Annotated in this window: 15 protein-coding genes and 1 pseudogene; 8 read left to right on the forward strand and 8 right to left on the reverse strand. The window is 64.5% G+C overall.

Features of this window, described 5'->3' with window-relative positions:
* Positions 1-27: 27 nt before the first annotated feature.
* Complete coding sequence (locus BBA01S_RS04570; protein WP_027815397.1) at positions 28-1,008, forward strand: D-2-hydroxyacid dehydrogenase; 981 nt, start codon at positions 28-30, stop codon at positions 1,006-1,008.
* 69 nt (positions 1,009-1,077) lie between these two features.
* Here BBA01S_RS04570 and BBA01S_RS04575 read toward each other — a convergent pair whose 3' ends face one another.
* Entirely contained in the window at positions 1,078-1,323 is a 246-nt protein-coding gene (locus BBA01S_RS04575) for a hypothetical protein (RefSeq protein WP_027815398.1), read from the reverse strand.
* A 144-nt stretch (positions 1,324-1,467) separates the two neighbouring features.
* Positions 1,468-3,105 carry a gamma-glutamyltransferase family protein gene (locus tag BBA01S_RS04580; RefSeq protein WP_027815399.1) on the reverse strand — a complete coding sequence of 546 codons (1,638 nt, stop codon included), beginning with the start codon at positions 3,103-3,105 and terminating at the stop codon, positions 1,468-1,470.
* Between the two features lie 136 nt (positions 3,106-3,241).
* Here BBA01S_RS04580 and BBA01S_RS04585 point away from each other — a divergent pair, with 136 nt between their 5' ends.
* The 3 genes from BBA01S_RS04585 to BBA01S_RS04595 all read left to right on the forward strand — a co-directional run bounded on the left by BBA01S_RS04585 (position 3,242) and on the right by BBA01S_RS04595 (position 7,389).
* Positions 3,242-4,105, forward strand: a complete 864-nt coding sequence (locus tag BBA01S_RS04585; RefSeq protein ID WP_027815400.1) for a LysR substrate-binding domain-containing protein — start codon at positions 3,242-3,244, stop codon at positions 4,103-4,105.
* A gap of 82 nt (positions 4,106-4,187) precedes the next feature.
* Positions 4,188-5,774, forward strand: a complete 1,587-nt coding sequence (locus BBA01S_RS04590; RefSeq protein ID WP_084161824.1) for a phospholipase D family protein — start codon at positions 4,188-4,190, stop codon at positions 5,772-5,774.
* A gap of 229 nt (positions 5,775-6,003) precedes the next feature.
* A complete protein-coding gene (locus tag BBA01S_RS04595; RefSeq protein ID WP_027815402.1) occupies positions 6,004-7,389 on the forward strand; it encodes a purine-cytosine permease family protein in 1,386 nt (461 codons plus the stop codon).
* An 83-nt stretch (positions 7,390-7,472) separates the two neighbouring features.
* Here the strand turns inward: BBA01S_RS04595 and hutG are convergent, their stop codons facing one another.
* From hutG to hutC, 6 genes are all read right to left on the reverse strand, one after another.
* Positions 7,473-8,279 carry an N-formylglutamate deformylase gene (gene hutG / locus BBA01S_RS04600; protein ID WP_027815403.1) on the reverse strand — a complete coding sequence of 269 codons (807 nt, stop codon included), beginning with the start codon at positions 8,277-8,279 and terminating at the stop codon, positions 7,473-7,475.
* A gap of 26 nt (positions 8,280-8,305) precedes the next feature.
* On the reverse strand, positions 8,306-9,706 hold the full coding sequence (locus BBA01S_RS04605) for a formimidoylglutamate deiminase (RefSeq protein WP_027815404.1): 1,401 nt from the start codon (positions 9,704-9,706) through the stop codon (positions 8,306-8,308).
* Positions 9,707-9,728: 22 nt separating this feature from the next.
* Positions 9,729-10,955 carry an imidazolonepropionase gene (hutI, locus tag BBA01S_RS04610; RefSeq protein ID WP_027815405.1) on the reverse strand — a complete coding sequence of 409 codons (1,227 nt, stop codon included), beginning with the start codon at positions 10,953-10,955 and terminating at the stop codon, positions 9,729-9,731.
* Positions 10,952-11,578 (reverse strand): HutD/Ves family protein, encoded by a 627-nt coding sequence (locus tag BBA01S_RS04615; RefSeq protein WP_042295957.1) that lies wholly within the window; start codon positions 11,576-11,578, stop codon positions 10,952-10,954. The genes hutI and BBA01S_RS04615 overlap by 4 nt, the downstream gene beginning before the upstream one ends.
* Positions 11,575-13,263, reverse strand: coding sequence for a urocanate hydratase (gene hutU / locus BBA01S_RS04620; RefSeq protein ID WP_027815407.1), 1,689 nt, complete (start codon positions 13,261-13,263; stop codon positions 11,575-11,577). The genes BBA01S_RS04615 and hutU overlap by 4 nt, the downstream gene beginning before the upstream one ends.
* Positions 13,264-13,495: 232 nt before the next feature.
* The gene (hutC, locus tag BBA01S_RS04625) at positions 13,496-14,209 is read right to left on the reverse strand and encodes a histidine utilization repressor (protein WP_042295958.1); all 714 of its coding nucleotides are present in this window, start codon (positions 14,207-14,209) and stop codon (positions 13,496-13,498) included.
* Positions 14,210-14,477: 268 nt separating this feature from the next.
* Here hutC and BBA01S_RS40035 point away from each other — a divergent pair.
* From BBA01S_RS40035 to BBA01S_RS04645, 4 genes and pseudogenes are all read left to right on the forward strand, one after another.
* Positions 14,478-15,077: pseudogene (locus BBA01S_RS40035) on the forward strand (alpha/beta fold hydrolase); the annotation flags it as partial.
* A gap of 684 nt (positions 15,078-15,761) precedes the next feature.
* A complete protein-coding gene (locus BBA01S_RS04635; RefSeq protein WP_027815409.1) occupies positions 15,762-17,165 on the forward strand; it encodes a TIGR00366 family protein in 1,404 nt (467 codons plus the stop codon).
* Between the two features lie 186 nt (positions 17,166-17,351).
* Positions 17,352-17,885 (forward strand): ankyrin repeat domain-containing protein, encoded by a 534-nt coding sequence (locus tag BBA01S_RS04640; protein ID WP_027815410.1) that lies wholly within the window; start codon positions 17,352-17,354, stop codon positions 17,883-17,885.
* A 235-nt stretch (positions 17,886-18,120) separates the two neighbouring features.
* The gene (locus tag BBA01S_RS04645) at positions 18,121-18,486 is read left to right on the forward strand and encodes a hypothetical protein (protein ID WP_027815411.1); all 366 of its coding nucleotides are present in this window, start codon (positions 18,121-18,123) and stop codon (positions 18,484-18,486) included.
* Positions 18,487-18,623 lie beyond the last annotated feature (137 nt).

Consider the following 18,623-nt stretch of genomic DNA (forward strand, 5'->3'; position numbering starts at 1 on the left):
CTTCCGCTCATTGTTCCTTCATCGCCCATGACCGATCAGGCCGCGCCCTTGCGTGTCGTTTTCCTCGACCGCGCCACGCTTTCTCCCCAAACCCGCTTGCACGCCCTGCCGTTCGCGCACCGGCTTCAAACGCACGAACGCACACTGCCCGAGGAAATCGCAGAACGTATTCGCGACGCCGACATCGTCATCACCAACAAGGCGCCCATCACGGCACAAGCGCTCGACAGGGCGCCACGTTTGCGCATGATCGCGGTGGCCGCCACCGGCACCGACAATATCGATCTGGGCGCCTGCGCCGCGCGGGGCGTCGTCGTGAGCAATATCCGCGGCTATGCGCTCAACACCGTGCCGGAACACACGTTCGCATTGATTTTCGCGCTGCGACGCAGCCTGGTCGCTTATCGCGAAGCAGTGCGCGCGGGGCGCTGGCTCGAATCGGGACAGTTCTGTTTCTTCGATTTTCCGATCCGAAACCTGGCGGGTTCGACGCTAGGGATCGTCGGCGCGGGCGCGCTTGGGCAGGCGACTGCGGCTATTGGGCGTGCACTGGGCTTGCGCGTACTGTTCGCGGCGCATGGAAGCCGCGTGGGTCTGGATGAAGATTACGTGCCGCTGCATACGTTGCTGGCGCAAAGCGACATCATCTCGCTTCACTGTCCGCTAACTCCGGCCACGCGTAACCTGATCGACGCGGCGGCTTTCGAACGTATGGAGCGCCGTCCGCTTTTGATCAACACGGCGCGCGGCGGTCTCGTGGATGAAGCTGCGCTGGTGGATGCGCTTCAATCAGGGCAAATTTCCGGCGCGGGCTTCGATGTCGTATCGCAGGAACCGTTGCCTGCACAACATCCGTTCCAGGCGATTCTTGCTCACCCGGGTTTCATTCTCACGCCTCACGTCGCATGGGCCAGCGACGAAGCCATGCAGGCGCTCGCCGATCAACTCATCGACAACATCGTGGCTTTCCACGCGGGTGTACCGCGCAATATCGTGGGACGCGACTGATTGCATGCGGCAAAGCAAAAAGGCCCTTACGGGCCTTTTCGTTCTACCGTGCTACATCCATCAGCGCATTCAGGCAGCCGCAGGATGCGCAGTGTGCCAGTCGTCGATCGATTGACGCGCCTTGTGCTCCACCATGCTAACCACCATCAGCACGTCGATCTTCAGCTTGGGAAACTCCAGCTCGACGGCAGGCAGCGCCACGTCGCGCACTTTGTCTTCCATGCCTTTGATATCCGCGCGGCACAGCCATTGCGTGTCCGTCGCGTCCGCTTTCGTATCGACATTGATCTGAAAGCCTCGGTATTCGATTGCCATTTAACTCTCCGCCACCTGACAAAACGTAAGCATCACTCGTTGCTGCACCGCAACGGCCCGCGCAAATATAGCACTGCTCTGCAATACGTTCAGTCTAGTAGGCAATCGAAATTCGAGTGCCATTGAACGCCGGTTAAGCGCCGCTCAAAAACCAGCGGCCAGGCCATCGCGTCGCGTGTCGCTCGCCGCGACGTAGCCGCGTTCCGGGTCGTTGCGATCGAGTTTCCAGATGAACTGGCCGGAGCCGAAATCCATGTACGGATCGTCGATACCCTGGATTTCATGGCCACGCGCCTGGAGCGCCTGCGCCGTGCCCGGATCGAAAGTCGATTCAATATCGAGCGTGAAGTCGCGGTTCACCTTCCAGCGCGGCGCATCGCACGCGGCCTGCGGCTGCTGGCCGTAATCGAGCATGCGTACGACTGTCTGCAAATGGCCTTGCGGCTGCATGTCGCCGCCCATTACGCCGAAGCTCATCACGGCTTCATCGCGGCCATCGACTTGCTGCGTGAGGAACGCAGGAATGATCGTATGGAACGGGCGCTTGCCGCCGTCGACCACATTCGGCGAGGCCGGATCCATCGAGAATCCGCAGCCCCGATTCTGCATGGCAATGCCCGTTCCCGGCACGACCACACCCGAACCGAAGCCCATGTAGTTCGACTGGATAAAGCTCACCATCATGCCGCGCTCGTCGGCGGCGCTGAGGTAGATCGTGCCGCCGGAGCGCGGCATGCCGAAGTCGAATTGCGTCGCGCGCTGAGGGTCGATCAGCTTCGCGCGCGACTTCAGGTACGCGTCGTCGAGCATCTGCTCTGGCGTCACTTCCATCGATTTCGGATCGGAAACATAGCGATAGACGTCGGCGAATGCGAGCTTCATCGCTTCGATCTGGAGATGCTGCGATTCGATGCCGTCACAGGGCAGCGAAGCCACGTCGAATTGCTCCAGGATCCCAAGTGCGATGAGCGCCGCGATGCCCTGCCCGTTGGGCGGAATCTCATGCACGCGATAGCCGCGATAACGCTTAGAAATAGGCTCGACCCATTCAGCGCGATAGTTGCGCAGATCGTCGAGCGTGAGCGCCGCGCCGCCTTCGCGTGCGAACGCCGCGATGCGCTCGGCGATTTCACCTTCGTAGTACGCGCGCGGGCCAAGTTCGGCGAGGCGTCGCAAGGTCGCTGCGTGGCCTGGCAGACGCACATGCTCGCTGATCTCCGGCGCGCGGCCACGCGGCATGAAGGTGTCTGCAAAACCCGGCTGATCGTGCAGTTCCGGCACGGCGGCCTGCCACTTGCGCGCGACGATGCTGGCGACCGCGTAACCGCGCTCGGCAATCTCGATGGCGGGCGCCATCAGGTCTGCGAACGGCAGCGAGCCGAACTTCGCGTGCAGCGCCTCCCAACCAGCAATCACGCCGGGCACCGTCACCGTGTCCCAACCGCGTTTGGGCTGTCTGGCCAGCCCGTGTTCTTCGCCATATTTGCGCCGGAAATAGTCGAGGCTCCAGCCCGCCGGCGCGTTACCCGATGCGTTCAGGCCATGCAGACGCGCGCCATCCCAGACGAGCGCGAAGGCGTCGCCGCCCAGACCGCATGACACCGGTTCGACCACCGTGATCGCCGCTGCCGCCGCGATTGCGGCATCGACGGCGTTGCCGCCTTGCCAGAGCATGCGCAAGCCCGCTTGCGCAGCCAGCGGGTGGGAAGTCGAAACGACATTACGCGCGAACACCGGCAGGCGCGGCGTCGGATAGGGGTTGTGCCAGTTGAAGCGTGTCATGACGGTATCGGTCGAATGGGTCGGAGCACGGCGCCGCGCAGGGCGGGCGCGTCGGTCAGGTCAACCTGGTGATTATCTTGAAGGCGCACGCAAAAAAACATTAATATTTTGTTTTCGATACTTAAATATTTCTTCCATGCTCTCCCTGCGAATGCTGCGTACCTTGCAGGCGGTCGCGCGTAGCGGCTCGTTCGCGCTTGCCGCGCAAAACACGGCGCTCACGCAAGCGGCCGTCAGCCTCCAGATGCGCGGCCTGGAGGAAGCGCTCGGACGCCAGCTGTTCGACCGCCGCGCGCGCCAGGTCGCGTTCACGCGCGAAGGACAGGACATCTGCGCGAAGGTCGAGCGCATCCTCGAACTGATCGATGAACTGCCGGCCAGCGCCGACGACACCTTGCGCGGTTCGGTCATCGTCGGCGCGGTGGTGTCGGTGATCGGCGCGCTTTCGCTCGCCGTCGCGCACCTCAAGACCGGCCATCCCGAACTGGACGTGCGGCTGACTTCCGCGCGCTCGGCGGAGCTTGCAGAGATGGTGCAGACAGGGGAAGTCGACGTCGCCGTGGTGGTCGGCAATGCAGACGGCACGCTGCACGAATCGCTCGCGTGGACGCTGCTGTACGAAGAACCGCTCGTGCTCGTGACCAGCCGCTCGACCAAAGGCCACGACGCCCGCCGCATCCTGCGCGAGCGCAGCTTCCTGCGCTTCGACCGGCGCGTGCCAACCGGCGCCGTGATCGACGAAGCGCTGCGCACGCTTGGCATGAAGCCGCAGGAATATCTCGAACTCAACTCGATTGAAACGATCGTCTCGCTCGTGCGCAACGATGTGGGCGTGAGCGTGCTGCCCAAGCTGCACAACGGCAACTGGCGCGACGATCCGAACCTGAAGCTCATCGCGTTGAGCCAGCCGCCATTTCTGCGCAGCGTGGGCATGATTCATCGAAAGGCGAACCGGCGCACGGTGCTCTTCAATACGCTCGCGCAAATGCTGCGCGAATAGCTCGGCCGTCGCAGCGGCGCACGCTCGCGCAAAGGCCGCAGGCATTCGCGTAAGCTAACGCCAACTTCCGCGCGCACGCTCCATGCAAAGATCGCCCTACCTGTCGATTGCCCGCTTCGACCGAACGCCGTGCGTGCGCGCCTTGCCGTTGCTCTGCGCGCTGACGCTCACGGCCTGCCAGCTGCCCACGCCGGGCCCACGCACCGCCTCGACTGCGCTGGGCGTCAGCGAGGCGCAAACCACGCCGCTGGGCGCCGCCATCGCAGGCGAACTCGCCGCGCATCCGGGCCTGAGCGGCATCGACCCGCTTGCGAAGCCGCTGGAGGCCTTTGCCGCGCGCGTCGACCTCGTTCGCACGGCGCAGCGCACGCTCGATGTGCAGTACTACATCTGGCGCGACGATCTCACCGGCACGCTGCTGCTGGAAGCGCTGCGCGAAGCCGCTGACCGCGGCGTGCGCGTGCGGCTCCTGCTGGACGACAACGGCATTCCCTCTTCGCTCGACGCCACGCTTGCGGCTCTGGACGCACACCCGAACATCCAGGTTCGGCTGTTCAATCCGTTTGCCGTCCGGCGCCCGAAATCGATTGGATTCCTTACCGATTTTTCGCGCCTCAACCGCCGCATGCACAACAAGTCGATGACCGCCGACGGCATGGCGACGATCCTGGGCGGCCGCAATATCGGCGACGAATATTTTGGCGCGACGGATGGCGTCGTGTTCGCCGACCTGGACGTGCTCGCCATCGGCCCCGCCGCCAGCGATGTCGCGCGTGATTTCGACCGCTACTGGTCGAGCGCTCCGGCATGGCCTGCTCACGAGATCCTGCCCGCGCCGCAGCCTGCACAGCTCGAAGCGCTCGATCGTGCGGCGCAGGCCGTGCAGACCCATCCCTCGGCGGCGGCCTTCATTGCGGCCTTGCAGGAAAAGACCGATGTGCGCCGCCTGCTGGACGGCACGCTGCCACTCGAATGGGCGGCAACGCGCCTCGTAAGCGACGATCCCGCGAAAGCGCAAGGCAAGGCCGCGCCGGAATCGCTCGTGCTCAGCCAGCTGCGCGACATCCTGGGCGAGCCGAAGCGCGAACTCGACCTGGTTTCGCCGTACTTCGTGCCTGGCGAGGTGGGCACGCAGTATTTCACGCAACTTGCCGCAAACGGCGTGACAGTGCGCGTGCTCACGAATTCGCTCGAAGCAACCGACGTGCTGCCCGTGCACGCGGGCTACGCGCGCCGCCGCAAAGCGTTGCTCGAAGGCGGTGTGGAATTGTTCGAGCTACGTCGCGCCGCGGGCACGCAGACCACCCGGGAACAGGCGCCGGGCGCGTTCGGCAGTTCCGGGTCGAGTCTTCATGCGAAGACCTTCGCCGTCGATGGTCAGCGTGTTTTCGTCGGCTCGCTCAATTTCGACCCGCGTTCCGCCAACCTCAATACCGAACTGGGTCTCGTGATCGAAAGCCCCTCACTTGCGGGCAAGATCGAAACGGCATTCTGGAACCAGGTGCCGCAACTCGCCTATCAAGCGAAACTCGACGCAGGCGGCTCACTCTACTGGATCCGCCAGACCGCGGACGGAACCACGCGTTACGACACGGAGCCAAACTCGCGCTGGAGCACGCGCCTGGCTGTGTGGTTCTTTTCAATACTCCCTATCGAGTGGCTGCTGTAAGGCCGCAGCACTCGCACAATCATTTTTTTCCGATGCGAAACGCAGCGCACAATGCGCAGGCACAGCATCGCGCTCAGGGGTAATCCCCAATTTCGCGCTAGTTGTCTATACAACATGATTGGACGATCCCTGCGCTCGTTCTGACGAGCGTCATCTCCCCCGCTATCCATTGGAGCCGCGCGTGGCTATTCCCGAATCCGTCGCCAGGCTAGAGCCGGAAGGCCGCAAGCTGCTGGAATCCCGCACGATTGACTACATTCCCGATGCGGAACGCCACGGCAGCCTGTTCAGCCAGTTCACGCTCTGGCTCTCCGCCAACCTGCAGGTCACGGCGATCATCACGGGAGCGCTTGCGGTCGTGCTTGGCGGCGACGTGTTCTGGTCGCTCGTCGCGCTATTGATTGGACAACTGATTGGCGGCGCGGTCATGGCGCTGCACGGTGCGCAAGGGCCGCAGCTCGGCCTGCCGCAGATGATTTCCAGCCGCGTGCAGTTCGGCGTCCATGGCGCCGCCATTCCTATCGTGCTCGTCTGCCTCATGTACGTGGGCTTTTCCGCGAGCGGCACCGTGCTCGCGGGCCAGGCGACGGCGCAATTGCTGTCTGTTTCCGATACGACCGGCATCTGCCTGTTCGCCGCGTTGATCGTCGTGCTGACGATTCTCGGCTATCGCTCGATTCACTTCGTGGGCCGCGTCGCCAGCGTGATTGGCGTACTGGCGTTCTGCTACATGTTCGCGCAACTGTTCGCGCATCACGACATTGGCGCGCTGCTGGCCAACCGGCACTTCACGATGGCGAGCTTCCTGCTCTCCATGTCGCTTTCGGCGTCGTGGCAAATCGCCTTTGGCCCGTATGTCGCGGACTATTCGCGCTACCTGCCGCGCTCGACCTCGCCCGCCAAGACCTTTCTCGCGGTCGGCGCTGGTTCGGTGATTGGCGCGCAGGCTGCGATGGTGTTCGGCGTTTTTGCCGCTGCACTCGCCGGGCATGAATTCGCCCATCACGAAGTCGCGTATATCGTCGGCCTGGGGGCCAGCGGCGCAGTGGCTGCGATGCTGTATTTCAGCATCGCCTTCGGCAAGCTGACCGTCACGACGCTCAATGCGTACGGCAGCTTCATGTCGATGGCGACCGTCGTGAGCGCGTTCCGCGCGAAACGTGCCATCTCCACGCGTCACCGCTTTGTCTACATCATCGGCATGGTAGGTCTGTCCACGCTCGTGGCGCTCGCCGGACGCCATTCGTTTCTCAAGGAATTCACGGCGTTCATTCTTTTCCTGCTTGCGTTCTTCACGCCATGGAGCGCGATCAATCTCGTCGATTACTACTGCTTTACGCAATCGCGTTATGACGTGCCCGCGCTGTCCGACCCCAATGGCCGTTACGGCCGCTGGAACGGCAAGGCCATCGGGATCTACGTGCTTGGCGTGCTGGTGCAAATGCCCTTCATTTCCACGAGCTTTTATACGGGGCCTTTTGTCGATGCGCTGGGTGGCACGGATATCTCGTGGATTCTCGGCTTGATCGTGCCTGGCGTGATTTACTACGTCACGATGCGCCGCGCGCCGCAGACGATGCCGGAGCGGCTGATCCTGCCGGTCGAGCACAAATGAAATAGCAGTTTTGCTTAACGAAAAAGGCTCTGGATTATTAATCCAGAGCCTTTTGTTTTGGGGTTGCGTCCAACTACTCGCAATCAGCCCGCAGCGTTGAGCGCGTGAATCGCATCCAGCGCACCGCCCACCATCTTGCGCAGCACCGGCTCGACACGCCCAGCCAATGACGGCACATAGTCGAACGGCGCATGCTCGTCCATATAAGTCGACTGGCACATTTCAAGCTGAATGGCGTGCACACCGTCCTGCGGCGCGCCAAAGTGACGCGTGATGTAACCGCCCTTGAAGCGCCCGTTCGCGATCCACGTATAAGCGCTTTCTGCGGCTGCCTTTTCGGCCTGTGCCTGCACCGAAGCGTGCGTCGTGCGCCCTTCCTGCGTGCCGATATTCAAGTCCGGCAGCTTGTCGTCGAACAATCGCGGCAGCACGCTCGCAATCGAATGCGCTTCCCACAGCAGCACGTTCGCGTGTTGGCCGCGCAGGCGCTGCAACTCCGCGCGCAGCGTCTGATGGTACGGCTGCCAGTAGGCTTCGACGCGGCGCTGGCGCTCCGTCGCATCGGGCGCGCAACCGTCGCGATAAATGGGCTCGCCACGAAACGTTTCCGTCGGGCAGAGCGAGGTGGTCGTCTGGCCCGGATAGAGGCTTTCGTCGTTAGGCGGGCGGTTCAGGTCGATGACATAGCGAGAGACACGGGCACCCAGAATCGTCGCGCCCAGCGACTTCGCGAACGCGTAAAGGCGATCGAGGTGCCAGTCGGTATCGGCGACGCTCAGCGCAACATCGGTGTACTGTCCGCGCAATGCCTCGGGAATGGCCGTGCCGAGGTGCGGAATCGAGACGAGCAACGGCGCATCGCCGCGCTCAAGGGTGTAGAGATCGGTCATGAGTCGCTCCGTTATTAGTTGTGCGCTCAACCAGCCGCAAGCAGCCGCGCCAGCGCCGCGCGATAGTCCGCGTACAGACGTGCTTCATCGCGATGGCGGCGGCCTGCCACGACCTTCTCGCCGCCTGTGTAGACGTCCAGCACCGGTGTCTCGCCGTGCTCGCAGAAGACGACCGAGGAGAGCCAGCTTTGCGGTGCCTTTTCCGCGAGATCGGGATGCTGCGGGTCGAGCACGATCCAGTCGGCGCGTGCGCCCGCTTCGAGCGCGCCCACGTGTCGCCCGGTCGCCCGCGCACCGCCCGCCAGCGCGGCGTCGAACAGCCGGTCTGCCACGTTCGCCTGCTGCGACGCGGCCAGCACGTTGCGCTCACGGCGCACGAGACGCTGGCCATATTCGAGCAGGCGCAGTTCCGCGCGCCAGTCCACGCCGATATGGCTGTCCGAGCCGACGCCGAACACGCCGTTCGCCGCGAGATAGTCATGCGCCGGAAAGATGCCGTCGCCAAGATTTGCTTCGGTGGTGAGACACAGGCCGGCCACTGCGCCGCTGCGCGCAAGTGCCTGGGTTTCCTGATCATCGACGTGCGTGGCGTGGACGAGGCACCAGCGCGCATCCACGTCGAAACGATCGAGCAGCCATTGCACCGGGCGGGCGCCTTCGGTCTCGATACAGGCCTCGACTTCCGCGGTCTGTTCGGCAATATGAATATGCACTGGCGCACCCGGCGACATCGCATCGAGTCCGTTCAGCAGCGAACGCAGCGACGCCTCCGATACCGCGCGCAGCGAGTGCGGCGCGACACCGTAGCGCAATGCGCCATGCTCGGGCCGTGCGCCGCGCAGCGTTTCGACAATGCCCAGCAACTGCTCGGGCGTATTGATGAAGCGGCGCTGATCGTCGCGCGGGGCACGCGAGCCGAAGCCGCTGTACTGATAGAGCACCGGCAGCATCGTCATGCCGACGCCGGTCTCGCTCGCGGCATCGACGACGCGTTGCGCGAGTTCGGCCGGATTGGCGTAGTGCTGCCCGTCGTGCGCGTGGTGCACATAGTGGAATTCGCAGACCGAGGTGTAGCCTGCCTTCAGCATTTCCACGTAGAGCCAGCGCGCAACCGCGCCCAGATCGTCGGGCGTGATGCGCGCCGCAAAGCGGTACATCAGGTCGCGCCAGCTCCAGAAGCTGTCGGTGGGATTAGCGCGGTATTCGGTGAGTCCGGCCATTGCGCGCTGGAACGCATGCGAATGAAGATTAGGCATCCCTGGCAATACCGGGCCCGACGCCTGCGCGACACCCGCAGGCGCGGCTTCCAGACCGGACTGCACACGCAGCAGCGTGCCGGCGCTGTCCCATTCGAGCAGCACATTGCGCTGCCAGCCTTGCGGCAACCAGGCCTGCGCCGCGAACAGCGCGCGCGAAGAAGCATTCATGTTCGTGTCGTGGTTCATGCGGTCAATGAGCGAACAAAGTGCGATCGAAGACGGTCTTGCCGCCGCGCACGACGCGCGTGCAAAGCGGGCGGCCGATCCAGTAAGCGAGTTCGGCGAGCGACTGCACCTGCCACACCGCGAAATCGGCGGGACGGCCCACGGCCAGCGTGCCGTGTCGTTCGGCATCGCCGAATGCGCGTGCCGCGTGTTGCGTCACGCCTTGCAGCACTTCAGGGACAGTCATGCGGAACAGCGTGGTCGCCATGTTCATCATGAGCAGCAGCGACGTCGCGGGCGACGTGCCCGGATTGCTGTCGGTCGAAATCGCAATCGGCACTTCGTACCGGCGCAGCAGATCGAGCGGCGGCAGTTGTGTCTCGCGGATGAAGTAGTACGCGCCCGGCAGCAGCACGGCAACGCTGCCCGCCTCTTTCATCGCGGCCACGCCAGCTTCATCGAGGAACTCCAGGTGATCCGAGGAAAGCGCGCGATAACGCGCTGCGAGCGCCGCGCCACCGCCATTCGACAGTTGCTCGGCGTGCATCTTGACCGGCAGGTTGCGGCGCGCGGCGGCTTCGAACACGCGCTCGCTCTGTGCAATCGTGAAGCCGATGCGCTCGCAGAACACATCGACGGCATCCACGAGGCCTTCGTCGGCCAGCACCGGCAGCATGCGTTCGCACACTTCGTCGATGTAAGCGTCGGCGCGGCCCGCGAATTCGGGCGGCAACGCATGTGCGCCGAGAAACGTCGTGCGCACCGTAACCGGATAACGCTCGCCGAGTTGACGCGCAACGCGCAGCATCTTGCGCTCCGCATCGAGTTCGAGGCCGTAGCCCGACTTGATTTCGACGGCCGTGACGCCTTCGGCGAGCAGCGGTTCGAGACGCGCCGCCGATTGCGCGAACAGGGATTCCTCGCTCGCTGCGCGCGTAGCGCGGACGGTTGAGACGATGCCGCCGCCATTGCGGGCGATCTCTTCGTAGCTCACGCCCGCGAGGCGTTGCGCAAATTCGTCGGCGCGCTGGCCGCCGTACACGAGATGCGTATGGCAATCGACAAGGCCGGGCGTGACCCACGCGCCCTGAAGATCCTCGCGCGGCCATTGCGCGAACGGCTCGGGCAATGCCGAAGCGGCGCCCATCCATACGATCGCGCCGTTTTCCACGGCAATCGCCGCATTTTGCAGGGTGTCGCGCGGGTCGCCCTGCGCGCACAGATTCAGGTGATGCCAGACTGTCTGGTTCATGGCTTGATGGACTCCAGGGCGATCGCGAGCAACGCGCCCTCGCCTTCGGTCTCGATTTGCAGGGTGCGCGCCGCAAGCGTGGTGTCGATGCGCAGCGTATCACCAGCCGCCAGCGGGACGTGTTCGCCGCCATTCACGCGTACGTTCACGACACCGCTTGCGCAATAAAGCAGCGACGCCTCGCAAACCAGGTCACGCTTAACAGGTTCACGCCAGATCTCGAACGTTGCGCGCGCAACGTCACGACGCACCATCAGGTTGAAGTCGCGCGTGGCGCCGTCGATGAGGCGCGCGGAAATTGGCGCTTCGCCGTCGAAGCGCGCGACATCCAGCGGCTTCATAAGCGCGTGCGTACGCGCATTGTCGCCCGTTTCGTCGAGCACCATGCCCGCGCCTTCGAGCAGCACGAGCGTGCGCGCCACACCATCGAAGCGCGAAAACGGCCCGGCCTGCGCGACATCGGCGACGCTCACGCGCCACGCGAACGCCTCGGGCGAGCCACCCAGCGCGATTTCGCGCGTGACGCCGCCGCCGTTCTTCCACGGCGACGCCACCAGGTCCGCACCGCGCAGCAGCGTCAGCCGCGCGGCGTGTTCGGCTTGCGGTGCGGGCGTGCGGCTCATCGGCCCAGCATCGGCAGATTGAGACCGGCTTCACGCGCGGTCTGCTGCGCGAGTTCGTAGCCGGCGTCCGCGTGACGCATCACGCCCGTGGCCGGATCGTTGTGCAGCACGCGGCCCAGACGTTCGTGCGCAGCCTGCGTGCCGTCAGCGACGATCACGACGCCCGAGTGCTGCGAGAAGCCCATGCCGACGCCGCCGCCGTGGTGCAGCGAGACCCACGATGCCCCGCCTGCCGTGTTGAGCAGCGCGTTGAGCAGCGGCCAGTCGCTCACGGCGTCCGAGCCGTCCTTCATCGATTCGGTTTCGCGGTTGGGGCTGGCGACCGAACCCGTATCCAGGTGATCGCGGCCAATCACGATCGGCGCTTTCAGCTCGCCGTTCTTGACCATCTCGTTGAACGCCTGGCCCAGACGATAGCGATCCTTCACGCCCACCCAGCAGATACGCGCGGGCAGGCCCTGGAACGCGATGCGTTCGCGCGCCATGTCGAGCCAGTTGTGCAGGTGCGGATCGTCCGGAATCAGTTCCTTGACCTTCGCGTCGGTCTTGTAGATATCCTCAGGATCGCCCGAAAGCGCGACCCAGCGGAACGGCCCCTTGCCTTCGCAGAACAGCGGGCGAATATACGCCGGCACGAAGCCCGGGAAATCGAAGGCGTTTTCGACGCCCATTTCCAGCGCCATCTGGCGAATGTTGTTGCCGTAATCGAGCGTGGCCGCGCCGCGTTCCTGCAGCGTGAGCATCGCCTTGACCTGGTGGGCCATCGACTGCTTCGCCACCTTGACGATGGTTTCGGGCGCAACCTTCTGCGCCTCGCGCCATTGCTCGACGCTCCAGCCTTGCGGCAGGTAACCGTTGATCGGATCGTGCGCGCTGGTCTGGTCGGTCACGCAGTCCGGCGTGATGCCGCGTGCAACGCATTCCGCGAACACGTCAGCCGCGTTGCCCAGCAGGCCCACGGAAACCGGCTTGCCGGTCTTCTTCGCTTCTTCGACGATGGCAAGCGCTTCGTCGATGGTCTTTGCCTTGCGATCCACGTAGCGCGTCTTCAGGCGGAAATCGATGCGCGTCTCGTCGCATTCCACCGCGATCATCGAGAAGCCCGCCATCGTCGCCGCCAGCGGCTGCGCGCCGCCCATGCCGCCGAGGCCGCCCGTGAGGATCCAGCGGCCCTTCGGATCGCCGTTGAAATGCTGGTTGGCCACCGAGAAGAAGGTTTCGTAGGTGCCCTGAACAATGCCCTGCGAGCCAATGTAGATCCAGCTGCCCGCCGTCATCTGGCCGTACATCATGAGGCCCTTGCGGTCGAGTTCGTGGAAGTGTTCCCACGTGGCCCAGTGCGGCACGAGATTCGAATTCGCGAGCAGCACGCGCGGTGCATCCGCATGCGTACGGAACACGCCAACCGGCTTGCCCGACTGGATCAGCAGCGTTTCGTCTTCGTTCAGGTCCTTGAGCGAGGCGAGGATCTGGTCGAAGCATTCCCAGTTGCGCGCGGCGCGGCCGATGCCGCCGTAGACGACCAGCGCGTGCGGATGCTCGGCCACTTCCGGATCCAGATTGTTCTGGAGCATGCGGTACGCGGCTTCGGCCAGCCAGGTCTTGCAGACCTTCTCGCTGCCGCGCGGCGCGCGGATCGTGCGGGACGGGTCGAGGCGGGGATCGGTGAAGTTGGGATGGTTCATGGCGTTCGTTCGTCTCGGGAAGGAAGGACTGGCGCGACCGGGTTGCATCGGTGTCGCGGCAACGTGAGAACTAGTCTATCGCCGTTAAGTTGTATATACAACTCGTTTCAATAAAACGAGCGTAGGTAGATACCCTGGCGATTTCGCGGGGTATTTTGGACGTCAGGACGGGAATCGAGCGCCAGAGGCGGCGCTCATTGACTAGACAAGCGGAGGGAATGCAGAGGAGATATCAGACCGTGCCGGCCAGATGGAAGCGCGAAGCGGGATGCCAGAGCCGCACGGACGTCGCCACGTGCCGGCCGACCCAGGTGCGGCGCAGCAGCAGCAGGCAGGGCTCGCCGATTTCCATTTCCAGGTACTGGCGCACGCGCGCATCGGGCTTCTGCGCGTAGATGCGGAATTCCGCGCGCTGGATGGGGGCAAGACGCACCATATAGTGATTGGGTGTTTCGACCGTGAAGTCCTGCTCCAGGTATTCGGGAAACACTTCGGGATTCACGTAGCGATCTTCATACTGGATCGGCTCGCCCTCCTCGCTGTGCACGATGCGCGAGTGGTACACGGGGCCGGCGTCGAGTTCGAGCGCGGCGATCGCGCTGGCATCGTCGCTCGCTTCGAGCGCCAGCACGCGCGCTGCGTGGCGATGGCCGCGTGCGGCGATTTCGTCGGCGATATTGCGGATCTGCAGGATCGTCGATTCATACTGGCGCGGCGCGACGTAGGTGCCCGAGCCGCGCACGCGGTTCAGCACGCCGTCGGCCATCAGTTCGCGCAGCGCGCGCGACACGGTCATGCGCGCCACGCCGAATTCCTTGACCATCTCCGTTTCGGAAGGCACGACGTCGCCGGGTTTGAGCGCGCCGCTCTCGATTTGCGCGAGTACGTGACGCTTGATCTGTTCGTAGGCGGGCAATGACGCGTCTTTGGCCGGCTTTTTTTGCATGGTCTTCGATCGGGAATTAGGCGGCGTCGCGAGGAGTCCGCGACGAAGCGGCCAGGCTGGCCGCGGCACATTGTACCGTCCCCCACGCAGCGGCCCGCCGGGCAAGGCGCCGGGACGGCACGGGGCTGGCGCCGGGTTGGTACGGAGTTGGCGCGAAGTTGACATGCAGGCAGCGTGCTAAGATCGGCCGCTATCCAATCTCACAACCCCGCGCAGGTTCCGGCGCACCGCCGCGCCCCGCGACCCTGCGCGCATCCGGCGAACCATCTTGCACGCACCGACCCAACTTTTGTTCCTGCCCGGCGCTTCGGGCGACCCGGCGTTCTGGCAACCGCTCGCTGAGCAGCTCACGCACACGGCCACGCACCGTTTCGCCGAATATCCCGGCTTCGGCGGCGTGCCCGCCGATCCCGAAGTCGAGAATTTCGAAGACCTCGTGCGCAAGATCGTCCAGCAGATCGACCAGCCGACCGCGTTGATCGCCCAGTCGATGGGCGGCGTGATCGCACTGCGCGCGGCGCTCGCCAAAACGGCGCTCGTCACGCACATCGTGCTGGCCGTGACCTCGGGCGGCCTCGACACCGAGGCGCTCGGCGCGCAGGACTGGCGTGCGGATTTCGCTGCGAAGAACCCGCAAATGCCGGACTGGTTCCTCACGCTGCGCGAAGACCTCACGGGCGAGCTCGCCTATATCCAGCAGCCGGTCATGCTGCTGTGGGGCGACGAAGATCCGGTCAGCCCGCTCGCGGTCGGCGAACGCCTGCTCGAACTCCTGCCGAACTCCGAGCTCGACGTGGTGAACGGCGGCGGCCACGACCTCGCGAATGTGCATGCGCGCGTGCTCGCGCCGCTCGTCGACGAATTCCTGCTGGGCAGCAGCGCCGCCTACGAGGATGACGACGCATACGACGAATACGACGACGAGGACGAGGACGAGGAAGAAGACGAAGGCAAGGACGACGACCGTAAAGGCTGATCGTCGCGCCGGGATCTCTGCCTGGGCATCCCGGCCTGAAGCGCTGTATCACGCACGATCCCGCCCGCTCTGCAGCGGGATCGCTGCCCCGGTTTCCGGGCGCCCCTGCGCAATTCCCGCGCACCCAATTCTTTCAATTAGCATTCAATTCGCAGCGATTTCGCGTCGATCCGCCGTGAAATCGCCGTGTGCGCACGCCATTGCGGCTTGACATTCACATCGCATAAGGCGACTATTGGCCGGTTCGATAAACGAAACGATGTTCTTATATCGAACATCTAATAACAACAACGGGCCTGGCCGCCTCGCGAGCGCAAAGCTTTCCTTTGTTTGCCGCGCGAGTCGCATACGAACCCGCTGCGCCGGGGCATCACGCCTCGCGCCCTGGAGGAGCGCCGCAACTGCCCTCCCGACCACCACGCTCGAAGACCGACTGCCAGTCCGCTAAACCAGCCATCTGCCAGCGCGGCCGCATGGGGCCGGGCCGCCCGCACACGCACGCCAATCCGGAGCACACCGGCCAGCAACAGCTAGAGACAGCCACAAACTGCCACACGCTGCGTGAGCTATAACAGCATGAAAAGAGACAACACTCCCGGCGCGCAAGCGCAATCCGTCAAGGGGCGCGGCGTGGTCGCCGCCCTCGTCTACGTGTTCGAACGGGTCATGCCCGATCCCTTCGTCCTCTCGATCTGCCTGACCGCCTTCGTTGCCGTCATCGCGTTCGTCTTCGCGCCGCACGGCAATGTGCCGACGCTGCTGGACGCCTGGTACACGGGCACCTTCGGCATCCTCGGTTTCGCGTTGCAGATGATCCTGATTCTCGCGACCGGCTATGCGATCGCCGAAGCGCCCGTCGTGCAACGCGGCCTGCGCGCACTCGCCGCCCGCGCGCAAACGCCCGCGCGCGCCGCGCTGCTGGTGTTCCCGGTCGTCGCCGTCGCGGCGTGGCTCAACTGGGGGCTTGGCCTGATCGTCGGCGCACTGCTGTCGCGCGAAATCGCGCGGCGCGTGAAGGTGGACTTCGCGTGGCTGGTCGCTGGCAGCTATTCGGCGTGGTCGATCTGCAACAGCGGTCTGTCCAGCTCGATTGCGCTGTCGCAGGCATCGCACGGCAACGCGCTCAATCTGGTCGAAAAGGCCACGGGCCAGGTCGTGCCGCTCGCGCAGACGGTGTTCGCGCCGTTCGTGTTCGTGCCGACGGTGCTCGTAGTGGTCGTGATGACCTTCATCTTCATTCGCATGCACCCGAAGGCCGAAGACGTGGTGGCCTTCAACCAGAGCAAGGAAAGCGAAGACAACGCCCCCAGCGACGACCCGCACGCGCGCGCCGACGCGGGTGTCGACGAGTCGCCCTCGTTCGCCACGCGCCTCGAACAGTCGATGCTCGGCACGCTGTTGCTGCTCGCGCTGGGCGTGGGTTACCTGGCGATGGAATGGAGCGAAAAAGGCTTCGATCTCGACATCAACACGACGATCCTGATTTTCCTGCTGATCGGTCTCGCCTTGCAGCGCACGCCGATCGCCTACGCGAACGCGATCCGCCGCGCCGCGCGCCAGACCGGTTCGATGCTGCTTCAGTACCCCGTCTATGGCGGCATCATGGGCATCATGAAGGGCACGGGTCTCGCGTCGATGATCGCCAAGGCCTTCGTGACGATCGCCACGCCCGTCACGCTGCCGATCTGGAGCTACCTGAGCTCGCTCATCATCACGCTGCTGGTGCCGAGCGCGGGCGGCCACTGGGCCGTGCAAGGGCCGTTCGTGCTGCCGGCTGCGCTAAGCCTGCACGCGTCGGTGCCCCGCACCGCCATGGGCGTGGCGATGGCCGAAAACGTCTCGAACATGCTGCAACCGTTCTGGGCCGTGCCGATCGTCGCCATCGCGGGCATTCGCATCCAGCGCGTGATGGGCTATACGGCCGTGACGTTCGCGGTGTCGCTCGTGATCTACGCGGTTGCGCTGTGGCTCGTGCCTTGAGCAGGTTGAAGTCAGCTGCAGCGAGTTGAAGCATCGGGCATGAGCCCTGGCTGAAACGGCGTCGCGTGTGCCTGCACGCGGCGCCGTTTTTCATTGCGCCATCGCTTGCGCGCACCCGCCGCGCAATTGCGCCACAATGCACAGACGCCCGCACGCCCTTCACGTGCCCGGGAAAAGGAGCCTGCCGTGACCGCACACCAGCCGCCCAGCGACGACATCGACCCGCGCCTCATCGACTTCGCGCACGAAGTATTCGATACGGCCCGCCGCGGGGAAGCCGCCACGCTCGCGTCGCTGATCGACCAGGGATTGCCGCCCAATCTGCGCAACGAAAAGGGCGATAGCCTCGTCATGCTGGCGAGCTATCACGGCCACGCCAATGCGGTGCGCGCGCTGGTGCAGCGCGGCGCGGATCCCGACCTGCGCAACGATAGCGGCCAGACGCCGCTCGCGGGCGCGGCCTACAAGGGTTATGCGGAAGTGATCAGCGCGCTGCTCGACAACGGCGCGGACGTGGAAGGCGCATCACCGGACGGCCGCACGGCGCTGATGATCGCGGCGATGTTCAACCGCGTCGATATCGTCGATCAACTGCTGTCGCGCGGAGCCAATCCGCGTGCGCAGGACGGCGCCGGCAATACCGCATTCGACGTCGCCAACGGCATGGGCGCGACCGACGCCGCCGCCCGGCTCGCACACGCGAGCGGCCGGACGTTTTAAATCTTCGGGCGAATTCGCGGATTTGATCCGCTCGCGCATCCTGGCCGCAATTGTCTCCCTGGTGTCAGTCCTGGTTTGCATACCAGGCCCAGCCAGGCGACGCTATCCCTGTAGCCCGCGATGAGGCACGTGTATTGCTCTGACAGAGTGTGTAACCCGTGATATCGTTGGGTTACCGGAGTCGTAGCGCACAAGTGCCCGTCAATCGAACTCTGTCACCTTCGCGAGCGTCGCCATGAGTGATGTACGCCACCACCTGAGTCCGCGCGACCGCGTGGAATTGCTCTGCTGGCTCACCTGCGGGAGCCTCGGAGCGTACTATCTCAACGAATCCTGGCCCAATGCGGCCTTCCACGTGCAGGCCGCGCACAAGTGGCTCGACCGCCACGCGCGAGAGGCCGACTGGCTCGCCATCGCGCGGCTCACCGCCGTCGCCCAGGAGATCGCCAAGCAGCACGCCTGGTTCGTGGACGCCGCCTGGGCGCGCGACGCGGTCGAGGAAATTCTCGACACCGACGATCTCAACTATCAGGCCAAGCTCGTGCTTCAGGTGCTCAAGGATTGCGAGCTCGCACTCGCCGACCGCCGCGCCGCCGACTGACCCTGCGTGACGCCGCACTGAAACTGCCCGCATAAACTCGCCGCACGTTTCTCCATCAAACGATGGAGGCGGCGGCGTTTTCGTCGAACCATACTCAGGAACGCAGCGCCGGCCCCCGCCAGCGCACAGGCGGGAGC

It is taken from the genome of Paraburkholderia bannensis NBRC 103871 (assembly GCF_000685015.1).
Taxonomy (GTDB): domain Bacteria; phylum Pseudomonadota; class Gammaproteobacteria; order Burkholderiales; family Burkholderiaceae; genus Paraburkholderia; species Paraburkholderia bannensis.

Coding starts and splice junctions, on each gene's coding strand:
- BBA01S_RS04570 (WP_027815397.1), top strand. CDS start 28: ATGACCGATCAGGCCGCGCCCTTGCGTGTCGTTTTCCTCGACCGCGCC.
- BBA01S_RS04575 (WP_027815398.1), bottom strand. CDS start 1,323: ATGGCAATCGAATACCGAGGCTTTCAGATCAATGTCGATACGAAAGCG.
- BBA01S_RS04580 (WP_027815399.1), bottom strand. CDS start 3,105: ATGACACGCTTCAACTGGCACAACCCCTATCCGACGCCGCGCCTGCCG.
- BBA01S_RS04585 (WP_027815400.1), top strand. CDS start 3,242: ATGCTCTCCCTGCGAATGCTGCGTACCTTGCAGGCGGTCGCGCGTAGC.
- BBA01S_RS04590 (WP_084161824.1), top strand. CDS start 4,188: ATGCAAAGATCGCCCTACCTGTCGATTGCCCGCTTCGACCGAACGCCG.
- hutG (WP_027815403.1), bottom strand. CDS start 8,279: ATGACCGATCTCTACACCCTTGAGCGCGGCGATGCGCCGTTGCTCGTC.
- BBA01S_RS04605 (WP_027815404.1), bottom strand. CDS start 9,706: ATGAATGCTTCTTCGCGCGCGCTGTTCGCGGCGCAGGCCTGGTTGCCG.
- hutI (WP_027815405.1), bottom strand. CDS start 10,955: ATGAACCAGACAGTCTGGCATCACCTGAATCTGTGCGCGCAGGGCGAC.
- BBA01S_RS04615 (WP_042295957.1), bottom strand. CDS start 11,578: ATGAGCCGCACGCCCGCACCGCAAGCCGAACACGCCGCGCGGCTGACG.
- hutU (WP_027815407.1), bottom strand. CDS start 13,263: ATGAACCATCCCAACTTCACCGATCCCCGCCTCGACCCGTCCCGCACG.
- hutC (WP_042295958.1), bottom strand. CDS start 14,209: ATGCAAAAAAAGCCGGCCAAAGACGCGTCATTGCCCGCCTACGAACAG.
- BBA01S_RS04635 (WP_027815409.1), top strand. CDS start 15,762: ATGAAAAGAGACAACACTCCCGGCGCGCAAGCGCAATCCGTCAAGGGG.
- BBA01S_RS04645 (WP_027815411.1), top strand. CDS start 18,121: ATGAGTGATGTACGCCACCACCTGAGTCCGCGCGACCGCGTGGAATTG.